Origin of the sequence: Desulfovibrio sp., assembly GCF_019424165.1 — a bacterium.
Classification (GTDB): domain Bacteria; phylum Desulfobacterota; class Desulfovibrionia; order Desulfovibrionales; family Desulfovibrionaceae; genus Desulfovibrio.
This window is the reverse complement of sequence record NZ_JAHZAA010000006.1, coordinates 44,396-70,970: the sequence shown is the minus strand read 5'-3', so window position 1 is coordinate 70,970 and position 26,575 is coordinate 44,396. Positions and strand designations below refer to the sequence as shown.

Genomic DNA, 26,575 nt, shown 5'->3' with positions numbered 1-26,575 from the left:
GCAGGCAGCTTTTTTTGCGAGCTGACAAGCAGGTGGAGTACGGAATTGTAATGGAGGTTATGGGGCAAGTGCGGGCCGTGGGCATAAGTAATCTCGGCATGATTGCAGAATCGCGTCCCGGAACGGCAGGGGAAAGGCCCGGCGGAGAATCTTCAGTGCCAGAAGCGGGGACGGAGCCGCTCGGGCAATGAGCTTCTTGAAATTCCGGCTTGCGCCCAAGGCGTTTTCACTGCTGCTGCACGGCGCAATCCTCTGGTTCGGGCTGCTTTTTGCGGCAGAGGACGCCGTGCCGCCAGTGCAAGTCTACCACGTGTCGCTGGCGGAGTTTGCCCCGGCGGCTCCCCTCACGGAAGAGGCTGTCCTGCCGTCGCCGGCATCTTCGGACGCGACTGAGCCGCCCCTTGAAAAGGCCGCTCCGGAAACCGTAAAACCGCCTGTTGATGAAGTACGCATCTCTGCGAAAAAGCGCCCGCAAAAGCGGCCGGAAAAACCTGTGGAGCGCGCGCCCCGGCAGACGCCGGAGCCACAGCCACGGCACGTTGCCGGGACACCGCAGGCACCGCTTGCGGCAGGAGGGCCAGCCTCCGGCAGCGAAGCGCAGGACAGTCAGCCCACGCGCCCGTATGCGGAAGATGCCGTGGACCAGCGGCCGTCCATTTCACGCCGGGCCATGCCCGTGTATCCCGACAGCGCCCGGAGAAAAAAGCTACAGGGGCGGGTGCTTGTACAGCTTGTGGTGGATACGGACGGCAAGCCGCAACGCTGCGTCGTTATTACTTCCACGCCAGAGGGCGTTTTTGATGACGCCGCATTGGCCGCAGCAAAAAAGACCCGTTTTGTTCCAGGCAAGGTCAACGGCCGCCCGGTCAATACTGTCGTAAATATTCCCTATAATTTTGCCTTGCGCTAGCCGCCCGGCAGGTCCGGCTGCGCTTTTGCGCCGCTGGAGACTGGTCTGTTTGCACGGTCTTCAATACTGCGAATGTTGCAGCGAGGGAGATGGTTTGCAGCCAGGGGTGATTGCCCCTTGTTTCACGACATGTTTTATGCTGCCAACTTTATATACTGTTTTTGTATGGGTATGCGCGCAAACCTGCTGCTCAAGGGGGGGATGGCGCAATGCATCTCCTGAAGGATCGAAGTATAACATTTTGATTATTTTATTTTTATTTCGATATTGACCGTCATTCCATGCGCTTGCGAGACTGTATCCGGCAAAATGTGAAAAAAAGAACTTGACATAAATTGCAGGACTTCCGATTGTTTGAATACACAAATAACCGGAAGGAGCGCTATCATGAAAGGTTTCGCGATGCTGTCTCTGAACCAGGTCGGCTGGATCGAAAAGGAAAAGCCCCAGTGCGGTCCCCTGGATGCATTGGTGCGGCCTGTTGCCATTTCACCCTGTACCTCGGATGTGCATACAGTATGGGAAGGAGCAATTGGCGACCGGCATGACATGATCCTGGGCCACGAGGCTGTGGGAGAGGTCACGGAAGTGGGCGCGCTTGTGCGCGATTTCAAGCCCGGTGACAAGGTTATTGTGCCCGCCATTACGCCGGACTGGAATTCGCTGGAAGCCCAGGCCGGGTTTTCGATGCATTCCGGCGGCATGCTTGCCGGATGGAAGTTTTCAAATTTCAAAGACGGGGTATTTGCCGACGTCTTTCACGTAAATGATGCTGACGGCAATTTGGCCCATCTGCCGCAGGGCATTGACCCTGCCGAGGCCGTTATGCTCAGCGACATGGTACCCACAGGCCTGCATGGTGCGGAGCTGGCTGATGTGCAGTATGGTGATTCTGTGCTGGTGGTGGGCATCGGTCCGGTGGGGCTTATGGCCGTGGCCGGGGCCGCCTTGCGCGGAGCGGGCGAGCTTTTCGCTGTGGGCTCGCGGCCTGTTTGTATTGAGACGGCGCGCCATTACGGCGCAACGGATATCATCAATTATCACGATGGTGATATTGCTGCCCAGGTTATGGAAAAAACCAGGGGAAAGGGCGTTGACAAGGCCATTATAGCAGGCGGCGATGTTGATACTTTTGCCGAGGTTATCCGTGTGCTCAAGCCGGGAGGCCGCATCGGCAACGTCAACTATCTGGGCTCCGGCGATTCCGTCAAGCTTCCCCGCGTGGAATGGGGGTGCGGCATGGGCCACAAAACAGTGGCCGGCGGCCTGATGCCCGGCGGGCGGCTGCGTATGGAAAAACTCGCCAGCCTGCTGGTTACGGGGCGTCTGGATGTGGCCCCGCTGCTGACCCATCGTTTTCAGGGTATCGAACATATCGAAAAGGCGCTTCTGATGATGAAAGACAAGCCGCGCGATATGATCAAGCCGGTTGTGGTCATGTAATCGAGGCCGCCTGGCCCTGATCCGGCAAACACCCGTTGAAAAAACCGGGGTTTTCCCGGGGCGGGGCTGTCGGTACGTTCTTCACGGCATATCCTTTTCAAGAGTAAAAGCGGCGTGTTGCCTTGCCGGGCAGTACGCCGCTTTTGCGCGTTGACCCCGGCGCGCGCCTGTATGCCGTTTTTGCCCTGCTGCACACCGTAAGGCGCACTGTTCTGCGGGCCGCAGGCGCTATTGGCGTGCATGCGCAGAACCGGCCCGGCCCGATGCTTTCAGAAAAAGGAAGGCCGTGGCAAAACATTCCCCCTATGTGGAACCTTTGCTAAATATTTAAGCTTGATAGATGTTAAATTGCTGCTACTCTTCCCATAAGGAATAACAACAGCCACGGTCATTTGCCGTCAAACGTTTCTGCAAGGGGTTTTGCCATGCCTGGGGCGAATTCTTACAGCTATGCCGGACCGCTCGCCGCCATACTTGCCACCGTTCTTTGGGGTGGTTCGTATGTGGCCATGAAGTTTGCCTTGCAGGCTTTTCACCCCATGACCATGATTTTTCTGCTCCTGGGCGTATCACCTCCGCGCCGCGCGGGGCCGCCGCAGCGGCAGGCCCATACCCACACAAGGTACGCGGCACCCCGGATAGCGCCTGTCCGCTGCGCGTGTGGCTTTTGACCAGCCTGGTTATCCTGGATATTTTATACGTTTTTCTGTAGTCGCTGTGCAATATATATGGCCCGAAGCCTGCTTTATCAGCAGGCTTCGGGCTTTTTCGTGCTTGTGGAAAAGCCTGTGCGGCCGGTTGGCCTGCGATTTGCAACGCATGCAGGCATGATTGTGGGGCATTTACTCGAGGTGTCAATGTACCTTTGCGGCGGGGGTTTTCGGGCATGGGGCGGCGTTGAAATTACGCATAGCAGATAATAAAACCTGTGGTGCGAACTATAGTCCCTTGACAGAAAACAAGAAAAACTACACAGTACGTTTGCCGGAAACAAGAATGGGTTTTATTACCGCTCCGATTGCTTACAGCGTCGGGCATCTCTACTCTTGTATCTGTAGCGGAAGTCGCCTCGTGGGCTTCCTCATGATGTCTCCATTTATATAGCGGGCAACTATCTTTTTTAGTTGTTCGCTATTGCAGAAAATTTTCTTTTGAATCGTTGTTTTGCGCATTCAGGAGAAGTATTTTTTTGCGCTGAAAGATTCTCTTTCAGTCTCTCTCCCTATATTGGTACCTTTTTTGCAATATTCTGGATTGCGCCCGCATGCTGTATGCGGGGAATCCCTTTTATTTTTGTACGTATTTTTTAATCAGATATTCTATATCAGATGTCTGTAAGCAAAGGGTGCATTATTATGGCAGACGTTAAGCTTTCTCGCCCGGCCTCCGGACAGCAGTTTGTTATCCCCAGCGCTCCTGATGCCCGCCTGGTTCTGGATTTTCCGGCAGATCAGGTAAGCATTGACCGGCCCGAAGGTTCCAGTAGCCTGTTTTTTCACTTTGATGATGGTGCGTCCATAGAACTGCAAAATTTTTACGGGGCGTATAATAAAGAAGCCCTGCCGGAATTTGAGATTGACGGCCAGCTTATTGCTGGAACAGATTTTTTTGAGGCTTTCGGCCCTGACCTTGTGCCTGCCGCAGGTCCCGCATCTGCCGAGCGTGGCGCAAGGTACAGCGAATACTCCGATATGGGGCTTGCTGAAGGCGTCTGGCATCTTAATGAGCTTGATTACCGTCTGGCTTTTGACACCCCGCAAACTGACGATGAGTGGGCGTATGGCGTTATTGACAATCTCGCCCCCACGCTCAGCACCGGCGGCGAGGCCATTACCCTTGGTCTTACAGAAACCGGCTGGGACGGCGTAAGCACCGCAAGCGCAGCCCCGGTGCGCACCGCAGGCAGCTTTACCGTGCGCGATCCTGATGGTGACAGCCTCACTGCCACGGTAACCATTGGCGGCAAAACTGTGGCGGTCAGTCTTGATGGTCCCACCACGGTTGAAAGCGATTACGGTACGCTGGTCATCACGCCCAGCGGCCGTGGTTCCAACGTCACCTTTGATTTCGAGTATACCCTCAAGGAAGATCCGTACAGCAAGGCAGACCAGCTGGCGCAAGGCGAGCAGGTTACCGACGGTATCGTCATATCGGTCAATGACGGCATGGGGCATACGGTCACCCAGCCCGTCAATGTGGTTATCACCGGCAGCAACGATGCGCCGGATATCACGGGCGTGGTGAGTGACATCGGTGGCGCTGACGGCCATACCGTCAAGGATGACGGCGTCTTCGGCAGGCAGGGCGATCAGAAAACAGGAACCATCGGTACGGACGAAAATGCGGCCATCCATACCCCCGGCACAGAAGACGGGCAGATGCGGCTTTCCGTCAGCGGTAAAGTCATTGCCCAGGACCCGGACAGCGACGCGGAACTGACCTTCGGCTTTGTGGATAAAAACGGCGGCGCCCTTGCGGCGGGTTCCGAGCTGGGCATGCTGCCCGACGGCACGACCCCCATCACGGTCACGGACGTGAACGAAGCTGACGGCATTCTTGTTATCGAAACCGACTATGGCACGCTGACCCTGGTCACCACGGGTGCGGACGCCGGCAGCTATACCTTTCCGCTGCACAAGGATGCCGACGCCACCAACAGGCTGGCGGAAAACGAAGAAATTACCCTCACCCTGCGCCCCACGGTTACCGACAACCACGGCGCTACAGACGGCAATGCCGGGGTTACCCGTCCGGATGCCGACGGCGCGTCCTCTGCCGTCAACGACCTTGTGATCACCATCAAGGGCAGCAATGACCTGCCTACGGTGGAAAGCAGTTCATGGACAAAAACAGCGCCGGGCAGCGTCACCGAAGATGCCTCTGTCAACACGATCACAGGCACCATCACAGCTACGGATGTGGACGCCGATGAAGGCGCGACCCTGCGTTACGGCTTTAACCACAACGGCACCATGGTGGAAACGCTGTATGTGGTTCCCGCGGGCGAAGCTGACGGAAAACTGACGTATGCCTTTGCAACCGAAGCCCCGGCCGACGGCAACTACTACGGCACGCTGACCATTACGGGCAGCGGCGCTTCAGCCGACTATTCCTTTGCGCTGAACAATGGCGCGCCCTGCACCCAGGCACTGGACGACAGCAGCTCCAAAACCGGTAGCGGCCCGGACTGGTCCTCTCTGGAGGTCACGGTTCCTGTGGTGGTGATGGACGCGGTTGGCGGCTATGCCCAGGAAAACATCCATCTGACTATCAATGGCGTCAACGACGCGCCCGTGTTTACCAGCGCTGACGCCTCCCACAGCGTCAAAGAAAGCGGCGTATACGCCGAAGGCAAGCGCGATGGCGTGTTGCACAGCGCGGAAAACGCGGCAACCACGGACGACAGTTTTACCACGGGCGGCAGTGTTGCGGCCAGGGATGTGGACGGTCACGGCGCAAGCGATACGCTGACCTACGGCCTTGTGGATGAACACGGCAAGCAGTTCGGCGGCACGAGCGGCGAGGGCGAGGCCGCCATCTATGTAACCGCCGAATACAAAGACGGCGCATGGACGCCTGCTTACAGCAGCGATCCCGCCACTGCCGATGTCCCGGGCTATCTCGGCAAGCTGGTCATGGGCAAGGACGGTAACTATACATTTACGCTGAAAAATGACGGCATTGCCGATTCCATTGCCGAGGGCGACAAGGTCGACCTTGCCTTTACACCTGCCGTGCATGACGGCACGGAGTACAACAAGGCGGGCGAAGCGCCGACCATTGCAATCACTGTTAATGGCAGCAATGACGCACCCACCATCACATCTCACGACAGCAGCCTCACCGTTACAGAAGGTGCATTTGGCGGCGCAGCCGGTGTGGCTTCGGCCAGCGGCACGGTTCACGGTGCGGATGTGGATAAGGGCGATACCCTCAGCTATCACCTGACCCTTGGCGGAGATGCAGGCACGCTTGACGGCGCGGCCCTGCACAGCACCCTGTATGTGGTGAGCGACGGCCAGGGTGGCGTCACCCTTTCCGCCGATCCGGTCAGCGGCGAAACCTACGGCAAGCTGATCATGGGCGCTGACGGCACGTATACATTTACGCTGGATAATGACAGCCCCGTGGTGCAGAAAATGACCACGGTTGATACGAAAACACTGGATTTCAACGTGGCTGTGGTGGACGACAAGGGCGCGTATGCCCACGAATCCGTCACGCTGACCATCAATGGCGCCAATGATGCGCCCTATATGCTCAGCCAGAAGGGTGTTGGCACTGTCAAGGACGACGGCGTGTACAGCGCAGGTGGTGACTCCGGCCCGCTTAATCAGGACGAACTCAATCCGGTGACAAACACCGACGCCGCTGATCCCGGCGCGGGTACGTTCAAGCAGAGCGTAAGCGGCGCGGTAAAGGCCGAGGACTACGAAAACGATCCGCTCACATACAAGCTGGACAATTCCGGCTCATTCCCCGATTCCGGCGCGCCTGCCGGCTATACGGCCAGCAACTGCACCGTTATCACCAATGACTATGGCACGCTCTACCTCAAGGACGACGGTTCCTACACCTTTGTGCTTGATATGGACAGCCCCAAGGTCAACGCCCTGGGTGAAGGGAAGTCCGCATCGTTCAGCGTGCCGGTGAGGGCCAGCGACGGCAACAGCAGTACATCATTCGACAACGCCATCACCATTACGGTCAGGGGAACCAACGATGCGCCTATGCTGGGCGAACTGCAGTGGACGAAGGGCGACGAAATAACGCAGGATCTGAACGCTTCCGCCACAACGCGTATTTCCGGCACTGTCTCTGCCACGGATGTGGATTCCGGCGATCAGGCCAATCTGAAATTCTACTTTGTTGGTGATGACGGCAGCAGTGTGGCTACCAGTTTTTATGTGGGCCTTGATGGCAGCCTTACCGCCACCAAGCCTTCGGGTGACTACCTTGGCGAACTGAACATGAGCAGCAGCGGCGGCAAGGGAACCTACACCTTTACGTTGAACAATGCCTCGCCCACTGTCCAGGCCATGGGCGAAACGGATACCAAAGACATATCCTTCAAGATTGCGGTACGTGACCCACAGGGTGCGTATGACAAGCAGGCAGGCGACGTCACGTTCACCATCAGGGGCGGTGATGATCCCACCTTTATCAATACAGGCGATCTGAATCAGGATCACAAGCTCATTGAAGCAGGCGTAATGCCCAAGAGCACGGTGCCTGATGCCGATGCCCGGGAATATAAGGACAGCAGCGCGGGCGTGCCCACGGCTACGGGCCGTATCCACGCTACCGATACCGATGCCAAGGATCAGGCGGAGCTGGATAAAGCCCCCAATACTGAAGGCACAAAACTGCACTATATCATCAAGGTCGGCAATGAGAGCCATGACCTCAATGAGCGCATGGCTGACGCTGAAGCCGCTGGAAAGAACGCCTTTACCATTGATACGCAGTTCGGCACGTTGACCATCGCGCGTGATGACGCGGGCGGCTTCACGTACGAATACGCCGTGGACAACGCAAATCCTGATGTGCAGAAAATGAACCTTGGCGACAAGGTGAACGACGGCTTCACGGTGCTTGTCAAGGACACGTTTGCGGACAAGACGGTATCTGAAGCCCCGGTAAAGGTCACCATCACGGGCGCCAACGACAGGCCCACCCTTGACGTCGACAGCCTCAAGGGCGGTACGATCGAAATTACCGACGAAATTACCGAAAACACCGACGGCAAGAATCTGGTGGGCCGGGTTGAAGTTGCCGACGTTGAGCAGGGTATCGGCAACAAGGGCGGCGACAGCGATTATGAAGCCGTAAGCAATGGCTTCACCTTCTCTCTGGTAACGGGCGAAAAAGATTACACAAGCGACAGCCCCGTCCTGCAGGGCCAGTATGGCCGCCTGACCATTGACCAGGCCACCGGCGAATACAGATATGAGCGCACGGCTGACCTGACGACTCTTGCCGAAGGCAAGACGGTTACCGACGTTTTTTACGTGCGCGTCAAGGATGCCGACGGCGCGTATTCTGAAATCAAACCCATTGAGATTACCATCCACGGCAAAGATAACGCGGGCTGGCTCACCAACAACAGCCTGACCGTCACGGAAGACGGCGTTACCGGCAACGTGCAGGGCATCCTCAACTGGAAGGGCGATACGGAAAAACTGGGCGCCAATGAGGACGTAAGCGGCGGCAACATGAGCGGCAAGCTCGGCTGGCACGACGTTGATCAGGGCGATACGTACAAGGCCGATGGCTATACCTACGGCGATGCCGCCGTATCGGCCGGCGGCGCCGGGGCAATTCCGGAAACGCCGGAAGTGAAACGGAGCGGCAACACGTATGCCGTCAAGGGCTACGGTACAGTTACCGTGGACGCAAACGGCAACTATGCCTTCACCAAAAGCGAAACGGACAATGGCGCTTTTGATGCCCTGCAGGCCGGGCAGTCCATCACCATCACCATTCCCGTAACGCTCGGAAAAGACACTGCCGGCGCTGATATCACGCAGGATCTTGTGATCACCATCAAGGGTACCAATGATGCTCCGGTGGTGGATATGCCTAGCATGGTTGTAACGGAGGCCGATGTTACAGGAGTGCTGGAAGACAGTTCTCTTCAGGAGATCAAGAATTTTCTTGTAGAGGAAGCCCAAGCCCAACAAGCATGGAAAGATGAAACGGGCGGATATGACACAGCTAATTGGCTTGTAAAATTTCTTGGCTCTGTGGCTGGAACCGCAGGATATAACATGCCTTCTGCCATAAATGCTTATGCATCAGGGCAATTCGATATGGGTTGGTTCTATGATGCCGTGCAAACGGCATTGAAGGATATTCTTGCCACTGATGGTGCGGGCAGAGACGCCCTGAAGGACTATCTCGAGTCCTGCAAGCTGGGTACCGGTGAAGGCATTGCCGATACCGCCACCGTACTTGACCCCGCCACGGGCGATGTTTCTTCGTATGCCACTGACGTGGACGACGCTGCCGACTCACTCAAGTTCTTCTTTGTGGATAAGGACGGCAACGTGGTGCAGAGCCACGAGGGCAAGTACGGCACATTGGTTGTTCAGCCCAACGGCCAGTACACCTATGTGCTGAATGATAATGTCGCTGAGCGTGTAACAGAAACCTTTGAAATCTATGTGCGTGACCCCCACAATGCCGTGGCCGACAAGACCATTCCCGTGGTTATTACCGCCAAGCCCATTCCGGGCGGCGGTTCGGGCGAAGGCCCGGGGGGCGGCACGGGCCATGACGGTATGGCGCTCACTCCCGGTGCGGCAGAAGTGCAGGAAGACGGGGTACTCCACGTTTCCGGTGATATGGGCGACGGCACTGATCTGGCCCTGCGTCTGACGGGCTATACGTCCGCGGGGGCCGATGACAGCGCTTCGGGCCTCAGCGCCAGAACCATAGTCACCGATTACGGCACCATCACCCTGCTGCCTGACGGCACATATACCTATACCCTTAATAACGACAGCAGGGCCGTGCAGGAACTGACTGCTCACGACACGATAGAGCAGACGTTTACAGTCAGGAACGGTAAGGGAGAAGAGTCCACCATCACCATCACCATCAAGGGTGCCAATGACGCGCCGTATGTGGTTTCACAGGGCGATACGGTATCCTTGAAGGAAGAGGATGGCGGCTGGACGCATACCGACCCCACAGGTTCCTTCACGGTGGCGGATATTGACGCGGGCGAAACGGAGAGCCTCACGCCAAGCGCCGGTAAAAGCTTCACTGACAATGGTGATGGCACATACACCGTTGAGGGCGAAAAGGGCGGCATCTTCACCATTACCAAGGGTGCAGACGGCCAGTTCACCTATACCTACAAGGCTCCTGACGGCGATGATAGCACCAATTACAGGGGCATCGTCGAAGACACGGCAAAGCTGACCATTTCCAATGGTGATGGTGCGGAGAACCGGGTTACTGTCGACATGAAAGCCAGCCTCGACTACGCCAATGATGATCCCATTCTTACGGGCGCAGACGGCAAAATCCTGCTGGCGGAAGGCTCGGAACATGTGGTCATCGAGGATGGCGGTGCGGCAATGGTCGTTACTGGCCAGGTGCAGGCAACCGATCCTGATGTGGACAGTTCCGGCAGGCCGGACACCCTCACCTACGCCATCAAGGGCAGTGCCACGGGCATGCTCGACTATATGGATGGTGGCGAAAAGCTCGGCACCCTGATTCTGGGCAAGGACGGCACGTACGAGTTCCATCTCAATACCAGCAGTGAAGCTGTGCAGGCTCTCGGCAAGGACGAGACCAGGGACATCTCCTTTACCGTTGTGGTCAGTGATGGTCACGGCGGCACGGCTACGGCGCAACTGCCCATTACCATTACGGGAACCAATGACGCCCCGGTCATCAGCCTGCATAATGTGGACGGCAGCGGCGCTGCCGGGGCTGGCGCGCTGCGCGACCTCACGCACGGCGACTTTGATAAAGATTACACTGTGGGCGGCAAGCTGGAGTTCACGGATGTGGACGCCAATGACACGGTAACACTGACACTCAAAGCCCAAGGAATAGACAGTGTTGTGGCCGGGGATGGCAAGCCTGTGCTGGACATCTATGCCTTCAAGAATACTGACGGCAAGTGGCAGCAGTGCGCTCCCGGTACTGACGGCGCGGTAAAGATGGGCCATATGGAGCTGGACAGTGCGGGTGATTCCAACAGTGGCAGCACCGGCTACAGGTTTGTGGGCGACAAGGCTGCCCTGGCCCTGATCAACAAGGGCGAAACACTGGATGTCACGGTGAGCATCAACGCTGATGACGGCAAGGGTGGTGAAGCTTCCGCCGACTTTGCGGTCTCCATCACGGGAACCAACACCATCCCCACCATCACGACCGAACCTGTGGACGTGAGCATCACAGACAACGGCAGCACTTACACGGTCAGCGGTTCGATTGTTGCCGCTGATGCCGACGGCGACACGCTGACGTACTCCGTTGAAAAGGACGGCACGGCCCTGGCCGGCACGGACGGCACATATGTGCTGGATGGCTACGGCGTCCTGACCCTTGGCAATGACGGCAAATACGAGTTTACACTCAATGATGCAGGCAGGGAAGAGCTGGCGGCACTGGGCCTGAAGAATGATGGTACACCGGAAACAGCGCATATCGGCACATTCACCGTCGTGGTGCAGGATCAGTACGGCGCAAAGGCGGAGCAGACCCTGACTCTGGGCCTTACCGGCAGAAACGACGCGCCTGTGGCCGCCGCTGTTGCTACCGTAGGCCTGACTCTGGGCAGCAGCCTTATCCCCGATGCGGCCTGGGGTACGGGCAGCCATGTCTTTGAACTCGCTACGGATGCTGATGCCAATGACACGCTCGCCTATGCCCATGCCGGGACGAACGCTGTCATTGAAGCAGGTACAAGCATCTCGGGCAACTTTGGCACGTTGACCTTCAGCGATAACGCCGGACATCTCGCCTATGAATACAAGCTGGATACAAGCCATGACAATCTGGTCAGGCTGGCTGAGGCGCATGCTGCCGGTCAGGAACTGAAAGACAGTTTTGGCTACACGGTGAATGACAACCACGGTGCTGGCGCCAGCAGCAGCATTGATGTCGGCATCACCTTCACTGCCGGGTCCGGTAATGCCGATGCCACAGAGAATCAGTTGATTTTCGGCAACGACGGCAGCGATCACCTCACCGGCGGCTCCGGCAATGACATCCTTTCCGGCGGCGCAGGTGACGACCACCTGTACGGCGGCGCAGGTGACGACCACCTTTCCGGCGGCGCAGGTGACGATTACCTCTTCGGCGGTGCGGGCAACGACTTCCTGGACGGCGGCGAGGGCAATAACCACCTGTACGGTGGCGACGGCAATGATGTGCTGGTTTTCCATAAGAACGACACCATAGACGGTGGCGCGGGAACGGACATTCTGCTGGTCAGTGATAAAGAGGGCGAAGGTTTGAGCATTGATGACCTCTTTACGAATACAAGCGGCATTGAAGTTGTCGTGACCGGAACGGACGTGAACAGCCTGACCAATATGAGCAGTCTGGCTGACAAGGGCATCACGTTTAATGCAGATAATCAGGTGGTTCTTGACCATGCCAAGGGCTGGCGTGTGGACGACAGCGCAAGCATCGGCGGTCACGATGTCTGGACCAACAATGACGGTCTTGTTGTGACTGTAAAGCACGACGATGAGGGCGATGCGGCTAAAAACGCCATGGTAACGCTTACGGCGTAACCGTCAATCGCTGACAGTATAGTGAGAGGGCCGTGCGCATTCAGGAATGCGGGCGGCCCTCTCGGCGTTTATGCCAGTGGATGCACCACAAAAAATGTGCTGTTGCGCCCCGTGTGGCTATCAGTTTTTCATATTCTGCGGTTCCGCAAGCCCGACTGCCCGCATGCCGCAGTGGGCAAGGTGCACATGGGCGACAGCATGTCCGCCATGCACAACGGGCCGCACTCTTTTGCGAGTACGGCCCGTTGTCGGCCACGGCGCAGGGCAGCGCCATTGCTGCAACAGATGGAAACAGGAATAAAACGTTTTAGGGGGAGGGTGTGGGGGAGGGGCCTTTTATAAAAGCGCCCCTTTCCCCACAAAATATTTCAGGCGCCCACAGCGCTAACGGCTCAGGCCAAGGTCGCGGAGCAGGTTGTCCACGGCCATACGCCCCATGGTCTCTGTGGCTCCGGCAGTAGAGGACGAGCAGTGGGACCCCATGACAAGATTGTCCAGCGCATACCAGGCCGGGTCCGCCGGGGGTTCCTGCTCAAAAACATCAAGGCCCGCGCCATAGATGCGGCCTTCCTGCAGGGCGGCCAGCAGGGCCGTTTCATCAATAAGGCCGCCGCGAGCGGTATTGATGATGACCGCGGTTTTTTTCATCATGGCTATCCGCCCGGCACTGATGCAGTTGCGGGTTTCGTCCGTCAGCACCGTATGCAGGGTAATGAAATCGGCTTCGCGGCAGATGCGGTCCATGTCCGCGCGCTCAACGTCTTCGGCACTGGCCCAGGCATCATCCCATGCGATGTCATGGCCGAGAATGTTCATGCCGAAGCCCTGCGCCCGTTTGACAACGCAGCGGCCGATGGCTCCAAGGCCTACGATGCCCAGGGTTTTGCCATACAGGTCAATGCTGGTGATCTTGCCCCAGTCTTTTTCACGGCAGCGGCGGTCAATAAGCCCGGCCTTGCGCGCCACCATAAGCATGAGGGTCAGCGCATAGTCGGCCACAGCGTTGCTGTTGGCTCCTACCGTGCGCGATACGGCAATGCCGCGCTGTTTGCAGGCTTCAAGGTCGATATTATCCAGGCCTACGCCGTATTTGGCGATGGTCCGCAGTTCCGGCGCGGCGGCCAGCACGTCGGCGCTCATAGGGTCTACCCCCAGGATGACGCCCTGGCATCCGACCAGTTTTTCACGCATCTGGTCGGCAGAAAGAATGCCGCCCGTGTCGTTGCGCACTACCTCAAGACCGGCCTGCGTCAGACGGTCAAACAGTTCGGGATTGGTTTTGCCAAAGGAACGGGGAGTAACAAGAATTTTCACAACAGTACCTCTTGGGGGCGGAGTGGGCGCAGGGCTGGGCAAAAGCCCGCAAAAATGCCGAGCGGCTGGCCTACAGGCTTACTCCAAGACCGTAAATTGTCAACGCGCCGTATGCTGTGGCAGGGCAGCCCCGCCGCAAAACGCCTTGAGGGCGGCACGCGGCGCCCCGCGCAACCCTTGCCGCGTGACAGCTTGCGCCGGGGGGTGCGGTGGCGGCGATGGGGCGGAGTGGCCCTCAAAAGCACGGCTTTTTATATGCATCTGCCTGTCAGGGACCGTGTGCGAATGATTATGAAAAAGAGGCTCCTTTCCGAAAAAGAAGCCTCTTTTACAAAAGCGTTTTGCCGGAACGCTGCAATGTGGCAAGATGCGTGTGGCACAGACTGTGCCGCCCGGCCTTTTGCAGACCCCGTGCGGGAGAAGCCCGGCACACCTGGCAGTGCACATTACAGCCTTTCGCGGGGCAGCAGTCGTGTTCCACTGCTCCGGGCCGGACGCTATACTTCGATATTAAGCCTGTTGCCGATGCCCTGTGCTGCCAGACCGGCATTTTTATCCATGAGCGCCTGCATTTCCTGCCCTTTGCTGATGCTGCCGTTGATAACGGCGGCAGCCATACTGGCCTGAAAATCCAGCGCCTCCCGGCTTATGCTCACGCTCATGCCCATTTGTACGTCATTCATGGCATGCTCCTTTGCGGGAAAATCCGCCCGCACTATTCCTATCGGCCATAAAACCACAAGCCTTAGACATTTTTTGCCGGTAGTGATTTTGCCCTTTCAACGCGGGCAAAGCGTAGCCTGTATTGCGGCGGCGGGCGTGAACGTGTACAAGAGAAAAAACACAGGATATTGCTATGAGTGAATTGCGCGACCTCAAGGCTACGGCCATGCCCCTGCTTGACAGTGTGGTCGAGCGGCTCTGCCATCCGTCTTCTCTTGACGCAGTGTGGCATCGTCCGGCAGCGGGCGCGGCCATGCCGTCGCTGAAAGATCTTTCGGAAGTGATGGACAGGCTGCGGGCGGCCATTTTCCCCGGTTATTTCGGCCCTGCGCGGGTATGGCGCGAATCTATGCGCTACCACCTGTCGGCCAATCTCGACACCATTTACCGCATGCTGTGCGAACAGATTGTGCGGGGCTTCTGCTTTGGCTGTGAGGGTGAGGGCAGTCCCTGCACCTCCTGCGAAACAGACGGCGAAAAAGCCGCCATCGCCTTTATGGACAGCCTGCCGGAGATCAGGCGTCTGCTGGCGGGCGACGCCAAGGCCGCTTACGAGGGCGACCCGGCGGCCACAAGCCCTGGCGAAGCCATATTCTGCTATCCTTCCATGCAGGCCATGCTGCATCACCGCATCGCCCACGAGCTGTACAGGCTCAACGTGCCGGTGATACCGCGCATTATTTCTGAAATGTCGCATTCGGCCACAGGCATTGACCTGCACCCCGGGGCGAGCATTGGCGAAGAGTTTTTTATTGACCACGGCACAGGCGTGGTCATTGGCGAAACGTGTGTTATCGGGCGCAACTGCCGCCTTTACCAGGGTGTGACTCTTGGGGCTTTGTCCTTTCCCAAAAATCCGGACGGCACACTCACCAAGGGCATACCGAGGCACCCCATCCTTTGTGATAATGTCACGGTGTACGCAGGAGCCACCATTCTTGGTCGCGTGACCATCGGCAAGGGGGCCATCATCGGCGGCAACGTGTGGATTACCCAGGATGTACCCGAGGGCGGACGCATTTTGCAGGAGCGGCCCCGTGGCTGACCTGTTACGCCTGATCAGGAAGCGCCGCGGCCTCTGTTGCCTTGTTTTGCTGTGCCTGCTGGCCGGACCGGCCTTGAGCGGCTGCGGGCAGGGCGTGCGTGTGCAGCCCAAGGGGCAGGCGCAGATGGGCATCGGTGTGGGCAGGTAGGACGCGCTGCCGCCTCCATCAAGAGGGCGGGCGTTGCACCTGACAGTGTATGCCTTTCAATAATGATGCCCCGGCAGCCTTTGCTGCCGGGGATTGTTTTTACGGGCGATTCATGTTTTGCCTCATATGGACATGGTCTGCGCTCTGTGGCATGCTGCCGCCTTCATCAAGAGGGCGGGCATTATCTGCGGCCCACTTCCGCTTCATACCCGCGCTGCCGGGCGAACCGGGCATGCCGGTATTTTTTCCGGGCTGCCGCCCGAAAGGCGGCGGCAGACGTTTGGCATCAGGGCATTGCAACCGGCCGGACAGCGCCGGGGATATCGGGTATGGAGCGCGTTTTTGTTTTGCGGGCAGGGGTGGTCTGGGCTTTCCATGCCCCGGTCGGCGTCGCACAGAAGGAGAAAACGTCATGAGTGTGCTGGAAAAATTGTTTAATCCCGCTGCGAGGGGCAGCACGGTCAAAAGGGAAATGCTGGCGGGACTCACCAGCTTCATGGCCATGTGCTACCTCATTTTCGTGGTTCCCGGCATGCTGGCTGACGCGGGCATGCCCAAAGATTCCGCCGTGGCCTCCACCATATGGGTGACCATTGTCGCCACCCTGGTTATGGGCCTGTGGGCCAAGTTTCCTGTGGGCGTGGCTCCGGGGCTCGGTATCACGGCATTTTTCGCCTACTATGTGTGTGGCCCGGCCGGGTATTCCTGGCAGACCGGGCTGGGAGCCGTGTTTATTTCCGGCGTGGTTTTTCTGCTGCTCACAGTCACGCGCATACGCCAGCTTATCATCAATGCCGTGCCTATGGATCTCAAATATGCCATTGTGGTGGGCATCGGGGCCTTTATCGCCTTTATCGGCATGAAAAGCTGCGGCCTTGTGGCGGCTGATCCAGCCACCTTTGTGACGCTGGGCAATCTGGGCAATCCCGGAACCCTGCTTTCCATCGTGGGCATCTTGCTTATTGGCGGCCTGCTGGCCCTGCGCGTGCGCGGAGCCATGATCATCGGTATTCTGGTCATCACGGTAGCCGGCATAGCCCTCGGCGTGTCGCCCCTGCCCCAGGGGCCCATATTCTCCACCAGCCTGCCCATGCCCACTGAAACTTTCATGCAGATGGACATCAAGGGCGCGCTGCACCACGGGCTTATCTCCATTATCTTTACCCTGACCATGGTCGACCTTTTCGACAATATGGGCGTGCTCATCGGTCTTTCGCAGAAGGCCGGGTTCATCCGCGAAGACGGCCATATCGAAAATCTCGACAAGGCCCTTATTACCGACTCCATGGCCACTATGGCCAGCGCCGTCATGGGCGCCACCACGGCCACAAGTTACCTTGAAAGCGCCGCCGGCGTTGCAGAAGGTGGCCGCACGGGGCTTACCGCCGTGACCATTGCCGCGCTGTTTTTTCTGGCGCTCTTTTTCTCGCCCCTGGTGGCCATGGTTCCTGCCTACGCCACCGCGCCGGTGCTTATTATCGTAGGCGCCATGATGATGCAGGAAGTGGGGCGCATCTGCTTCAAGGACTTTACCGTGGCGTTGCCCGCGTTTTTGACCATCATCAGCATGCCGCTGACCTTCAACATTGCCACCGGCTTTGGTTTCGGCTTTGTGAGCTGGGTGGGCATCAAGGCCCTGGCTGGACGCTTCAAGGACCTGAACCTGGTCATGCTGTGTATTGCGCTGTGCTTTATCATCAACTTTGCCCTGCGCTTGCCGTAAGGTTACCCTGTCGGACATGTCAGCAATATTGCCCCGATGCCTGCACCGCAGGCGTCGGGGCTGTCTGTTTGGCCGCCTGTCTGTCCCGGTTTATGCAGGCGCGGCCTGCGCGACTTGTCTGCGGAGCGTATCCGGGGCCGCCAGATGCTTTGGGGGTTGGGGCGCATTGCCGCATTAACGGCAGTGTTTCCGGCAGTGTTTCCCGTGGCGCAGGCATGTGTACCTTGCCTTTGGGCGCGCATCAGTGCATACTTTGCAACCGCGCATCACCGGGCTACGGCAGTTTCGGAAGGCCTTACGGCTATTTCCACACCGGGAGCCTGTGCGTATTTTCCGAAAGGCGTGCATCAGCCAGGCCAGACCGCCGAAAACGGCAAAGCTGCCGCCATTGGCGGCAATGCCACGGCGGCCGGAACTGCCGGAACAGGCGGGCGCTTGCGCCGTGCAGCGTTCAGGAAAGCGGCGCGCGGCTGAAACAGCAGTAATACGCTGCCTTCGGGCAGGCGTTTCAAGGTAAAATGCCCTCAACAAGGAACAGCACCTCATGACCACGCTTTTGAGATCGGCGCGCCCCAAGAAGCCCCTTTGGCGCGAATATGGCGAGGCCCTGCTTGTGGCCCTGCTGCTTGCCCTGGTTATCCGTACCTTTGTAGTGCAGGCCTTCAAAATACCTTCTGAATCCATGCTGCAAACCCTGCTGGTGGGCGACCATCTGCTGGCAAGCAAATTTGCCTACGGCATCAAGATTCCCTTTACCAATCACTATGTTTACAGGGGTGATGACCCGCAGCGCGGCGAAGTCATCATTTTTGAATATCCCAACGATCCCAGTGTGGACTACATCAAGCGCATTGTGGGCGTACCCGGCGATACTATTGAGGTGCGCGGCAAGCAGTTGTACCGCAATGGCGAGGCTGTCAAGGAAAGCTATACGCGCTTTACGCAGCCTGACCGTGTGGAGCCTGTGCGCGACAATTTCGGCCCGGTGACGGTTCCTGAAGGCAAGTATTTTGTCATGGGCGATAACCGCGACAACTCGCTGGATTCGCGCTTCTGGGGCTTTGTGGACCGCAGCGCCATACGCGCCAAGGCATGGCGCATTTACTGGTCCTGGGGCGGGCTTGACGACATGCGCTGGAACCGCATGGGCAAAAAAGTGGAATAGCCGCCCTGCGGCTCAAGCGCGGCAAGGAGGCCCTGTGGTGGTCCGGCTGAACAGCGGCGGCGTTGAAGGCGTTGATGCCTATCCCGTAGAACTGGAAGTGGACTATGTGCGCCAGGGGCTTCCGGGTTTCACCATGGTGGGCCTGGCGGAAACCGCTGTGCGCGAGGCCAAGGACCGCGTTTTTGCCGCCTTGCGTGCGGCAAACTTCAAGCTGCCCCCGGCGCGGGTAACCGTTAATCTCGCTCCCGCATGGCGGCGCAAGAGCGGGGCCAGCTATGATCTGCCCCTGGCAATGGGGCTTCTGGCCGCTTCCGGAGGCATTCCCGCCGAAGGCTTGCAGCGTTTTTTCATGGCTGGCGAGCTTTCGCTCAGCGGCGATCTGCGCCCGGTCAGCGGTATTCTGCCTCTGGCCCTGCTGGCGCGGCAATGCGGCGCTGCGGGCATTATCGTGCCGCCGGGCAACGCGGCCGAGGCTGCCGTGGTGCGCGGCCTGCCGGTGTATGCCCCTCGCAATATTGCGCAGTGTGCCGCCTTTCTGGCAGGCGCTGAACCTCTTGAGGCCGTGGCGGAACCGGACGAAGCGGCTTTGCCGCCAGCGGAATATGCCGTGGACTTTGCGGAGGTCAAAGGGCAGGAAGCTGCCAAGCGCGCCCTTGAAATCGCCGCGGCCGGAGGTCACAACGTGCTCTTGCTGGGGCCTCCGGGCAGCGGCAAGACCATGCTTGCCCAGCGCCTGCCTACCATTCTTCCCCCCCTTGATTTTGAAGAAGCCCTGGAAGTCACCAAGATTTACAGCGTGGCAAACAAGTTGTCCGGTCACGGGGGGCTTGTGCGCCAACGGCCTTTTCGCGCGCCGCACCATACCATTTCGGACGTGGCCCTTGTGGGCGGCGGGGCCTTGCCCCGCCCGGGCGAAGTGAGCCTTGCCCATCGGGGGGTGCTTTTTCTTGACGAGCTGCCTGAATTTCAGAAGAGCGCGCTGGAATCACTGCGCCAGCCTCTGGAAGGCGGCACTGTGCATATCGCACGTGCTTCACACAGTGTGGTTTTTCCCGCCGCCTGCATGCTTGTGGCGGCCATGAATCCCTGCCCCTGCGGTTATTACGGCGATCCGACGCATGATTGCGTCTGCCGCCCGGACCAGCGGGCGCGATATCAGGCCAGAATCTCCGGTCCCATGCTGGACCGCATTGATGTGCATGTGGAGGTTCCCGCCGTACCCTATGCGGATTTGCGCCAGAGCAGGGCCGGGGCCGGTTCGGCGGCCATGCGGGAACGGGTGCTGGCTGCCCGGGCCGTGCAGAAGCGCCGTTATGGTGCGGACGGGCCGCGCTGTAATGCGGAACTTTCCGGCGCGCTGCTTGATGCCCACTGCGCCCTTGACGCTCCGGGGCATGATCTTATGGAGGCGGCGATGAACCGCCTTGCCCTGTCGGCCCGTGCCTGTGCGCGGGTATTGCGCATGGCGCGGACCATTGCCGATCTGGCTGGGGCGGAAAGCATTGATGCCGCGCATCTGGCCGAGGCCGTAGCCCTGCGTGTTCTGGACCGGGGGCAGGGCGGCATGGCCTGAGCCGCACGGGTTTTACCCCGGCCCGGCTCGTGCGTCAGCCTCTATCGTGCTTTGGCTGCCCGGCCTCAAGGCTGGTTTGGCGTTTATTCCGGCCCGGTTGCCATCTTGATCTGGCTTGAATCCCGGTCTGATCCACGCGCCAGCCTGACCGCGCGGTAACATATTGGCCTGAAATTAAAACTTTCGCCGGACAGTGCTTGCCCGGCGGAAGTTTTTTGTTCGCGTGCCCGTTTCCAGCCTGTGGCTCTGCGATACGGTGGAGCGGGATACTGCATCCCGTGGTGCACGTGGTGCAGCCGGTCCGGCAGGTGCGCAGTCCGTCTGAAACGGTTAGCCCGCCCGTCCGGAACCGGACCTGGCTGCCTGGCCGGAATCACGCTTTTGCCGTGCGGCCTTGTGCGCCTCTTTCTTTTTGGGCTTGGCCTTGGCCGCCTGCTTGGCCTGTGGGGCCTTGCCGCTCTTGGCCTTGCTCACGTTTTTGCGCGGCGCGGCATCGCTGCCTGCGTACATGCGCCGTGCCTCACGGGCAGTCTTGCGCATGTCGGGGTTATAGCGTTCCGGGGGCAGGCAATCCAGGGCTGCCACCACGGATGCGGCATTGTTGCCGCATACCTGAAACCCGGCATCCAGCAGGCGAAAAGCCTCGACCCCGCGCGTGCGCGAGTCGGGCGCGCCCAGAATGACGGCCAGCAGGCGCCTGGGGCCCTGGCTGGCCGTGAAGATAAGGTTGTAGCCCGAAGCGTTGACCCAGCCTGTTTTAAGCCCGTCCGCACCGGGGTACTGGCCCAGCAGGGGGTTTTTGTTCCAGGTAACGCGCCCTTTGTGGCTGATGGTGTGGGTATTGTGGAACCGCAGGGCCTGGGGATAGGCCTGCAGATAGGCGCGCGCCAGGGTGAGCATGTCGCGGGCCGTGGTGTACTGGCCTTTGGCGGGCAGCCCGTGGGGATTGCGGAACTGGCTGTCGCGCATGCCCAGGGCCTGCGCCTTGGCATTCATCATGGCGACAAAAGCCGGAGTCGAACCGCCCACAAGTTCCGCCACAGCCATGCTGGCATCATTGCCCGACGACACGGCCATGCCCATGAGCAACTGCTCAAGGCTCACCACGTCATTTTCCCGCAGGCCCATGCGTGAACCGCCTGTTCCTGCGGCGGCGCGGCTGACCGTTACGGCATTGTCCAGGCTCAGTTTGCCCTGATTCACGCTGTCCAGGGCCAGAAACATTGAGAGCACCTTGGTCAGCGATGCCGGGGCAATGCGCTGATCGGCGTTTTGCTCAAAAAGAATGACGTCATGGTCCAGGTCGTACAGAATGGCAGAGCTGGTTTCCAGAAAACCATGCTCGGGAATGGCCGGAGCGGCATGCCCGGGGCCGGGACGCAAGAGGCAGGCCAGCAGCAGAAACATAAAGGAATACGCAAGCACATTGAGGAAACTGAACCTCTTGTGGCGGTAACGGCTGGGCATGGGGCGTCCTTGGGCTAAGCCTGACGAACAGCAGGGCAGACCGCGCGGGCCGATCCGGATTGCGGGCCAGGCAGATATATGAAGAAAAAGTTTAGAATTTTACTAAAATACTTCTGGCCTGTGTACTAAAGTTGCCCCGTCATGGCAAGAGATTGCGCATGCATCGGGAAAGCGGATCAGGGGCTGTTTCTAAAAAATCTGTTGCCGCAGCCTGACCAAAAAAGTTTTTCTGGCTACGGTACGAATTCGGTTTAGAAACAGCCCCTGCACAGACGCTGTGCGCCGCTACGGTTCTTTAGCTCTGTTCCAGCTGATCGGTCAGGTTGCGGAGCGCGGCGGCCTGCCTGCTCAGTTCGTCCACAGCGGCGGCGGCCTCCTGCATGGCTGTCGCTGTTTCTTCAGAAATGCGGTTGATATCCATGATGGAGGCGTTGACCTCTTCCGTAGCGGCGGACTGCTGCTCGGCAGCCGTGGCAATGGCGCGGATCTGGTCGGTGGAATCCATAACCAGGGCCGAGATGCGGCGCAGCATGTCTTCTGCCCCCTGCACATCCTGCATGGCCTGGCCCAGAAGGTTTTTTGTGTTGTCCATGCTGACCAGGGTACTTCCGGCAGCCTGCTGGATGTCTGTGATGGACTGTCCCACCTCCTTGGTGGCCGTCATGGTTTTTTCTGCCAGCTTGCGCACCTCGTCGGCCACGACTGCAAAGCCTCGTCCGGCATCCCCGGCGCGGGCGGCTTCAATGGCGGCATTGAGGGCAAGCAGGTTGGTCTGGTCCGCAATATCTTCAATGGTGCGGGCGATGGTTCCGATGGCATTGGCCTTGCCGCTCAGATCGTCAACGGAACCGTAGGCGGACTGGAAGTCGCGATGCACCGTGTTTACGTCGCGCAGCACACGGTAAACCCGTTCCGTACCCTGCTCGGCTGCCGCACGGGATTCTTCGGAAAGGTTGGCTGCTGTGCTCGAATTATGCGAAATTTCCAGTACTGCGGCGCTCAGTTGCTCCATGGCGGTAGCCGTTTCGGCCACGCGGCGGGACTGGCTTTCGGCCCGCTGGCTGGATGCATTGACCTTTTGCGCAAGCTCCGCGGAGGTGCTCTCCGTCACGGCCACCACAGTGCGCAGGCTGCCTGCGGCTTGCCGCATGCCTTCACTGCGGGCCTTTTGCGCCTGTGCGGTGGCTTGTTCCGCCGCGTGGCGTGAGGCTTCGGCATTCTGGGCATTGACGTGGGCTTCTTCAGTACGGCGCTCCGCCTCCTGCATCTTGTTTTTCAGGGTATCCAGCATGGCAGCCATGGCGTTACGCAGCACGGCGAATTCGCTTTTGTAGTTTTCAGCCACGGGGGTATCAAGCCTGCCTTCAGCCACCGAGCGCGAAAAGGCCGACAGGGACAGGATGGGGTTGATGATGATCCTGTTCAGGGCCAGACCGATGAAAACAAAGAATATCAGCAGGGCGCCAGCCGCGCCCAGGGCGGTATTGCGGTTGAACGACGCAAGCGCGTGAACTTCGGCGTAAAGCTCCGCATCGGGGATGGCAATGCCAAGGCCCATGCCCGTAGGGGAAACGCTGTAAAAAACCGTGCTTGGCTGCCCGTTGATGCTTGCGGCAAAACGGGTCTGCCCGTTGGGCGGCACAGAGCCCAGCAGTTTTTGGGCATCACTGAAGGGCAGCTTTTCCATGGGCTTGAGCAGCAAGGCGTTATCGGCGGGGTAGGCGGCGATCAGGCCGCTGCGCATATCTACGGCAAAGGCGGTGGACGCCGGAGTGATTTTTATGCTGCCTACGGTCTTGCGCAGGTCTTCAATGCTCACGTCCAGGGTGGACATGCCGATGATGCGCCCGTGCGGGCTGTACATGACGCCGCCCACGGTGATCATGAGCGTGTTTGAGGCTTCGTCCAGATACGGGGCTGACCAGTACACACGGTCGGGGCGCTGTTTGCTGCGGTCCCACTGGGCGGGAATGGCCTGAGTGTACCAATCCTGTTTGTGATAGTCGTAATCGGCTTCGTTATATTCCATGGTCAGAGCCACGTTGCCGTTTTCCCATCGGGCATAGGAGCCGAAATAGGCCTCACCGGGAGAAAAAACGTAAGGCTCGTACCACATGCCGCAGCCCACAGCCTTGGGATATCGGGCAATATTGAGCTTGAGGTAATCCTTGACGGCCTGGGCGGCCTCGGCGGTATCCTGGCCCCGAACCATCCACAGGGCCTCGCCGGCAATGGCGATGCCCGCCGCGCCGTCCTGCGTGACAGTCATATAGGTATTGATTTTTTCAGCTTCAGTGGCAATGAGCCGTTCCACAGCAAGGCGTGTTTTGTCGCTGTAGCGTTCTTCCATATCATTCATGTTACGCAACAGGATGGCATAGCTGGTCAGCGCAATTATGATGGTAACACCGATTAGCAGTAACGCCTTGTAGCGGACTGACATATTCATAAGAACACTCCTGCAATAGTAATGATTATTGCTTTTGTTTCTGCAAGATATCCTGTCTGTTATGGATGTGTAGTGTAGTTGCTATTACCTTCAGTACTATATAAAAAAAGATAAAAAGAGAAGGAAAAAAATAATTGCATTTATATTTTATATAGTTATGAAGATAAACATTCCTGTAAAGGGGAATGTTTATCGTATCTGTAGCATTTAACACACATTTTAATTTTGTAGCACCATGCGTTAACAGTGTTTTTCTTTCGTACTGCATGTGGGCAGAAAAAAGATACATAAAAAATCCGGCCCGTCTTTGCGTGAGCAAAGGCGGGCCGGAGATATGCTGGCGAAGTGAACCTGTCGGGAACGGCGCTGCCGCCGCAGACAGGTCTATGGTGGTTTTGTCTGGATCTGCCCTGCCGGTGGCACGGGCTGCGCCTGCCGTCAGGGCCGGCGCAGGGAAGCTGTGTGGTCAGCCAGCAACGTGCGCGTACTGCTGGCGCCGGGGCTTCATGTCGCCAGGGGGTAAGGCACTTCACATCTGAAATGCCTTACGATCATTTGTCTCCAAATCCTTGTAGCCAAATGGTTGTAGGGGCGGCGTTGCTGACCGTCAGGCAGTCGTTTGAAGCGTAATTGCTCTGGAATGCCCTAGCTGTCATTATCCATACGGAAATCCACGCGGATTTTAAACAGCTTTGTGGCGGGCAGGTTAAGAATGGGTACGCCCGTTGCCTGGGTAATACCGTCAAGAATGGCCTGCGCTTCTTCCCGCGACGGGCTTATAAGGGTAAACCAGATATTGTAGCTGTGCTCACGCAGGTAGTTGTGGGTAACGCCCGGTTTGGCGTTAACTTCGGCCACAAAGGCATCCATTTTATCCTGGGGAACCTTGGCCGCGCACAGGGTGGAAACGAAGCCGAGCTTGGCGGACTGAAAGTTGGCTCCGAGCCGTCTGATGATCTTGCGGGCCTTGAGGCCGCGCACCCTGTCGAGCACTTCCTGCTCGTCCAGGCCCAGGCGCTGGCCGAGTTCGGCGTAGGGGCGGGGCGACAGGGGAAAGCCCGTCTGGATGATGTCCAGCAACTGCCTGTCCATGCTGTCCATGTCGGCAAGGGCGGCGCTGCCCTGCTGTGTGGGGCTGCCGCTGGCGGCGGATGTTTGCGTGGTCATTATTTTTCCTCCCCGGGCTTGCCGTCCCGGCCTTTTTTGCGCATTTTGGCCGGAATATAGGTACACAGCGGTTCCTCGCCCATGTGGTCGCCGTCCATGCTGTGGGCGCGGGCGCGGCAGCCGCCGCAGACCTTGTGGTATTCGCACTCGCCACATTTGCCCGAATAGCAGGACTGGTCGCGGAACTGCAAAAAGTGCTTGCTTTCGCGCCAGATTTTAGGAAAGGGCGTTTCACGCACATTGCCGCAATCAAGCTCCAGATAACCACATGGCTGTACCTGCCCCACATGGCTGATAAAACAGAAGCCCGTGCCGCCGAGGCAGCCGCGCGTGAGGGCATCCATGCCGAAGTTTTCGGGGGTGACGCTCACGCCTTCTTCTTTGGCCCGCTGGCGCATGATGCGGTAATAGTGCGGCGCGCAGGTGGCCTTGAGGTGCATCTTGGTGGTTTTGCGAAAGTCATACAGCCAGTGCAGCACGTCTTCGTATTCCTGGGCTGTGATCACCTGATCGGCCAGCCCTGCGGCCCGGCCCATGGGAACCAGAAGAAAGATGTGCCAGGCTGCCGCGCCGATACGCTCGCACAGCTCAAATATTTTCTTGAAGCTTGTGAGGTTGTTGCGTGTGACCGTGGTATTGATCTGAAACGGCACGCCCGCGGCCTTGAGGTACTCAATACCACGCATGGACGCTTCAAACGCACCGGGAACGCCGCGAAAGCTGTCGTGGCTGGCGGCATCCGCCCCGTCAATGGAGATGGAACAGCGGTTGACGCCAGCGTCTTTGATTTTTTGCGCGGTTTCCGGCGTGATAAGGGTTCCGTTGGGCGAAAAGGCGCAGGGCAGCCCCTTGCTGTGGGCGTAGGCCACCAGCTCATACACATCGGGGCGTATCATGGGATCGCCGCCGGTGAAGATGATGATGGGCTTGCCCACCTCGGTGAAGGTGTCGATAAGGGCCTTGGCTTCGGCCGTGGACAGCTCGCCGGGGTACGGCTCGGGATGGGCCTCGGCGCGGCAGTGCTTGCAGGCCAGATTACAGGAACGCGTGACTTCCCAGGCGATGAGGCGGCAGGCGGGGCTGCCGTCTTCAAGGGTGCGCAGGGGGGCGCTCATGCCCTGACCGCCGGGATTACCGCCGGGATGCCCCCCCGGATGCCCGCCGGAATGGGCGCCGTGCTTGC

At 58.6% G+C, this 26,575-nt stretch carries 14 protein-coding genes and 1 pseudogene; 9 read left to right on the top strand and 6 right to left on the bottom strand.

The genetic code is table 11. The annotated features are described in order from the left end of the window. The 4 genes and pseudogenes from QZ377_RS04280 to QZ377_RS04265 form a co-directional block, all read left to right on the top strand. Positions 1–191: pseudogene (locus tag QZ377_RS04280) on the top strand (protein TolR); the annotation flags it as partial. Then, entirely contained in the window at positions 188–910 is a 723-nt protein-coding gene (locus tag QZ377_RS04275; protein ID WP_291439833.1) for an energy transducer TonB, read from the top strand. The pseudogene QZ377_RS04280 and the gene QZ377_RS04275, both read left to right, overlap by 4 nt. 387 nt (positions 911–1,297) lie before the next feature. Then, the gene (locus tag QZ377_RS04270) at positions 1,298–2,353 is read left to right on the top strand and encodes an NAD(P)-dependent alcohol dehydrogenase (RefSeq protein ID WP_291439831.1); all 1,056 of its coding nucleotides are present in this window, start codon (positions 1,298–1,300) and stop codon (positions 2,351–2,353) included. Positions 2,354–3,708: 1,355 nt separating this feature from the next. Next, positions 3,709–12,618 (top strand): VCBS domain-containing protein, encoded by an 8,910-nt coding sequence (locus tag QZ377_RS04265; protein ID WP_291439830.1) that lies wholly within the window; start codon positions 3,709–3,711, stop codon positions 12,616–12,618. 384 nt (positions 12,619–13,002) lie between these two features. Here QZ377_RS04265 and QZ377_RS04260 read toward each other — a convergent pair whose 3' ends face one another. After that, positions 13,003–13,932 (bottom strand): phosphoglycerate dehydrogenase, encoded by a 930-nt coding sequence (locus QZ377_RS04260; protein ID WP_291439829.1) that lies wholly within the window; start codon positions 13,930–13,932, stop codon positions 13,003–13,005. Between the two features lie 497 nt (positions 13,933–14,429). Then, positions 14,430–14,615, bottom strand: a complete 186-nt coding sequence (locus QZ377_RS04255) for a hypothetical protein (RefSeq protein WP_012623923.1) — start codon at positions 14,613–14,615, stop codon at positions 14,430–14,432. Between the two features lie 173 nt (positions 14,616–14,788). Between QZ377_RS04255 and epsC the strand changes: the two genes are divergently transcribed. From epsC to QZ377_RS04230, 5 genes are all read left to right on the top strand, one after another. After that, on the top strand, positions 14,789–15,700 hold the full coding sequence (epsC, locus tag QZ377_RS04250; RefSeq protein ID WP_291439827.1) for a serine O-acetyltransferase EpsC: 912 nt from the start codon (positions 14,789–14,791) through the stop codon (positions 15,698–15,700). Next, positions 15,693–15,848: a hypothetical protein gene (locus QZ377_RS04245; protein ID WP_291439826.1), complete on the top strand. Its 156-nt coding sequence runs from the start codon at positions 15,693–15,695 to the stop codon at positions 15,846–15,848. The genes epsC and QZ377_RS04245 overlap by 8 nt, the downstream gene beginning before the upstream one ends. Positions 15,849–16,260: 412 nt before the next feature. Continuing rightward, positions 16,261–17,571, top strand: coding sequence for an NCS2 family permease (locus QZ377_RS04240; RefSeq protein ID WP_291439825.1), 1,311 nt, complete (start codon positions 16,261–16,263; stop codon positions 17,569–17,571). A gap of 544 nt (positions 17,572–18,115) precedes the next feature. Further along, a complete protein-coding gene (gene lepB, locus QZ377_RS04235; protein WP_291439824.1) occupies positions 18,116–18,736 on the top strand; it encodes a signal peptidase I in 621 nt (206 codons plus the stop codon). Positions 18,737–18,770: 34 nt separating this feature from the next. Next, positions 18,771–20,309 (top strand): YifB family Mg chelatase-like AAA ATPase, encoded by a 1,539-nt coding sequence (locus QZ377_RS04230; RefSeq protein ID WP_291439822.1) that lies wholly within the window; start codon positions 18,771–18,773, stop codon positions 20,307–20,309. A 330-nt stretch (positions 20,310–20,639) separates the two neighbouring features. Here the strand turns inward: QZ377_RS04230 and QZ377_RS04225 are convergent, their stop codons facing one another. From QZ377_RS04225 to ahbD, 4 genes are all read right to left on the bottom strand, one after another. Next, positions 20,640–21,776: a D-alanyl-D-alanine carboxypeptidase family protein gene (locus QZ377_RS04225; RefSeq protein ID WP_291439820.1), complete on the bottom strand. Its 1,137-nt coding sequence runs from the start codon at positions 21,774–21,776 to the stop codon at positions 20,640–20,642. Positions 21,777–22,071: 295 nt separating this feature from the next. Further along, positions 22,072–24,225 (bottom strand): methyl-accepting chemotaxis protein, encoded by a 2,154-nt coding sequence (locus QZ377_RS04220; protein WP_291439818.1) that lies wholly within the window; start codon positions 24,223–24,225, stop codon positions 22,072–22,074. Between the two features lie 645 nt (positions 24,226–24,870). After that, positions 24,871–25,326 (bottom strand): AsnC family transcriptional regulator, encoded by a 456-nt coding sequence (locus QZ377_RS04215; RefSeq protein ID WP_291439861.1) that lies wholly within the window; start codon positions 25,324–25,326, stop codon positions 24,871–24,873. 65 nt (positions 25,327–25,391) lie between these two features. Further along, on the bottom strand, positions 25,392–26,575 hold a 1,184-nt coding region (ahbD, locus tag QZ377_RS04210), incomplete at its 5' end, for a heme b synthase (protein ID WP_291439816.1).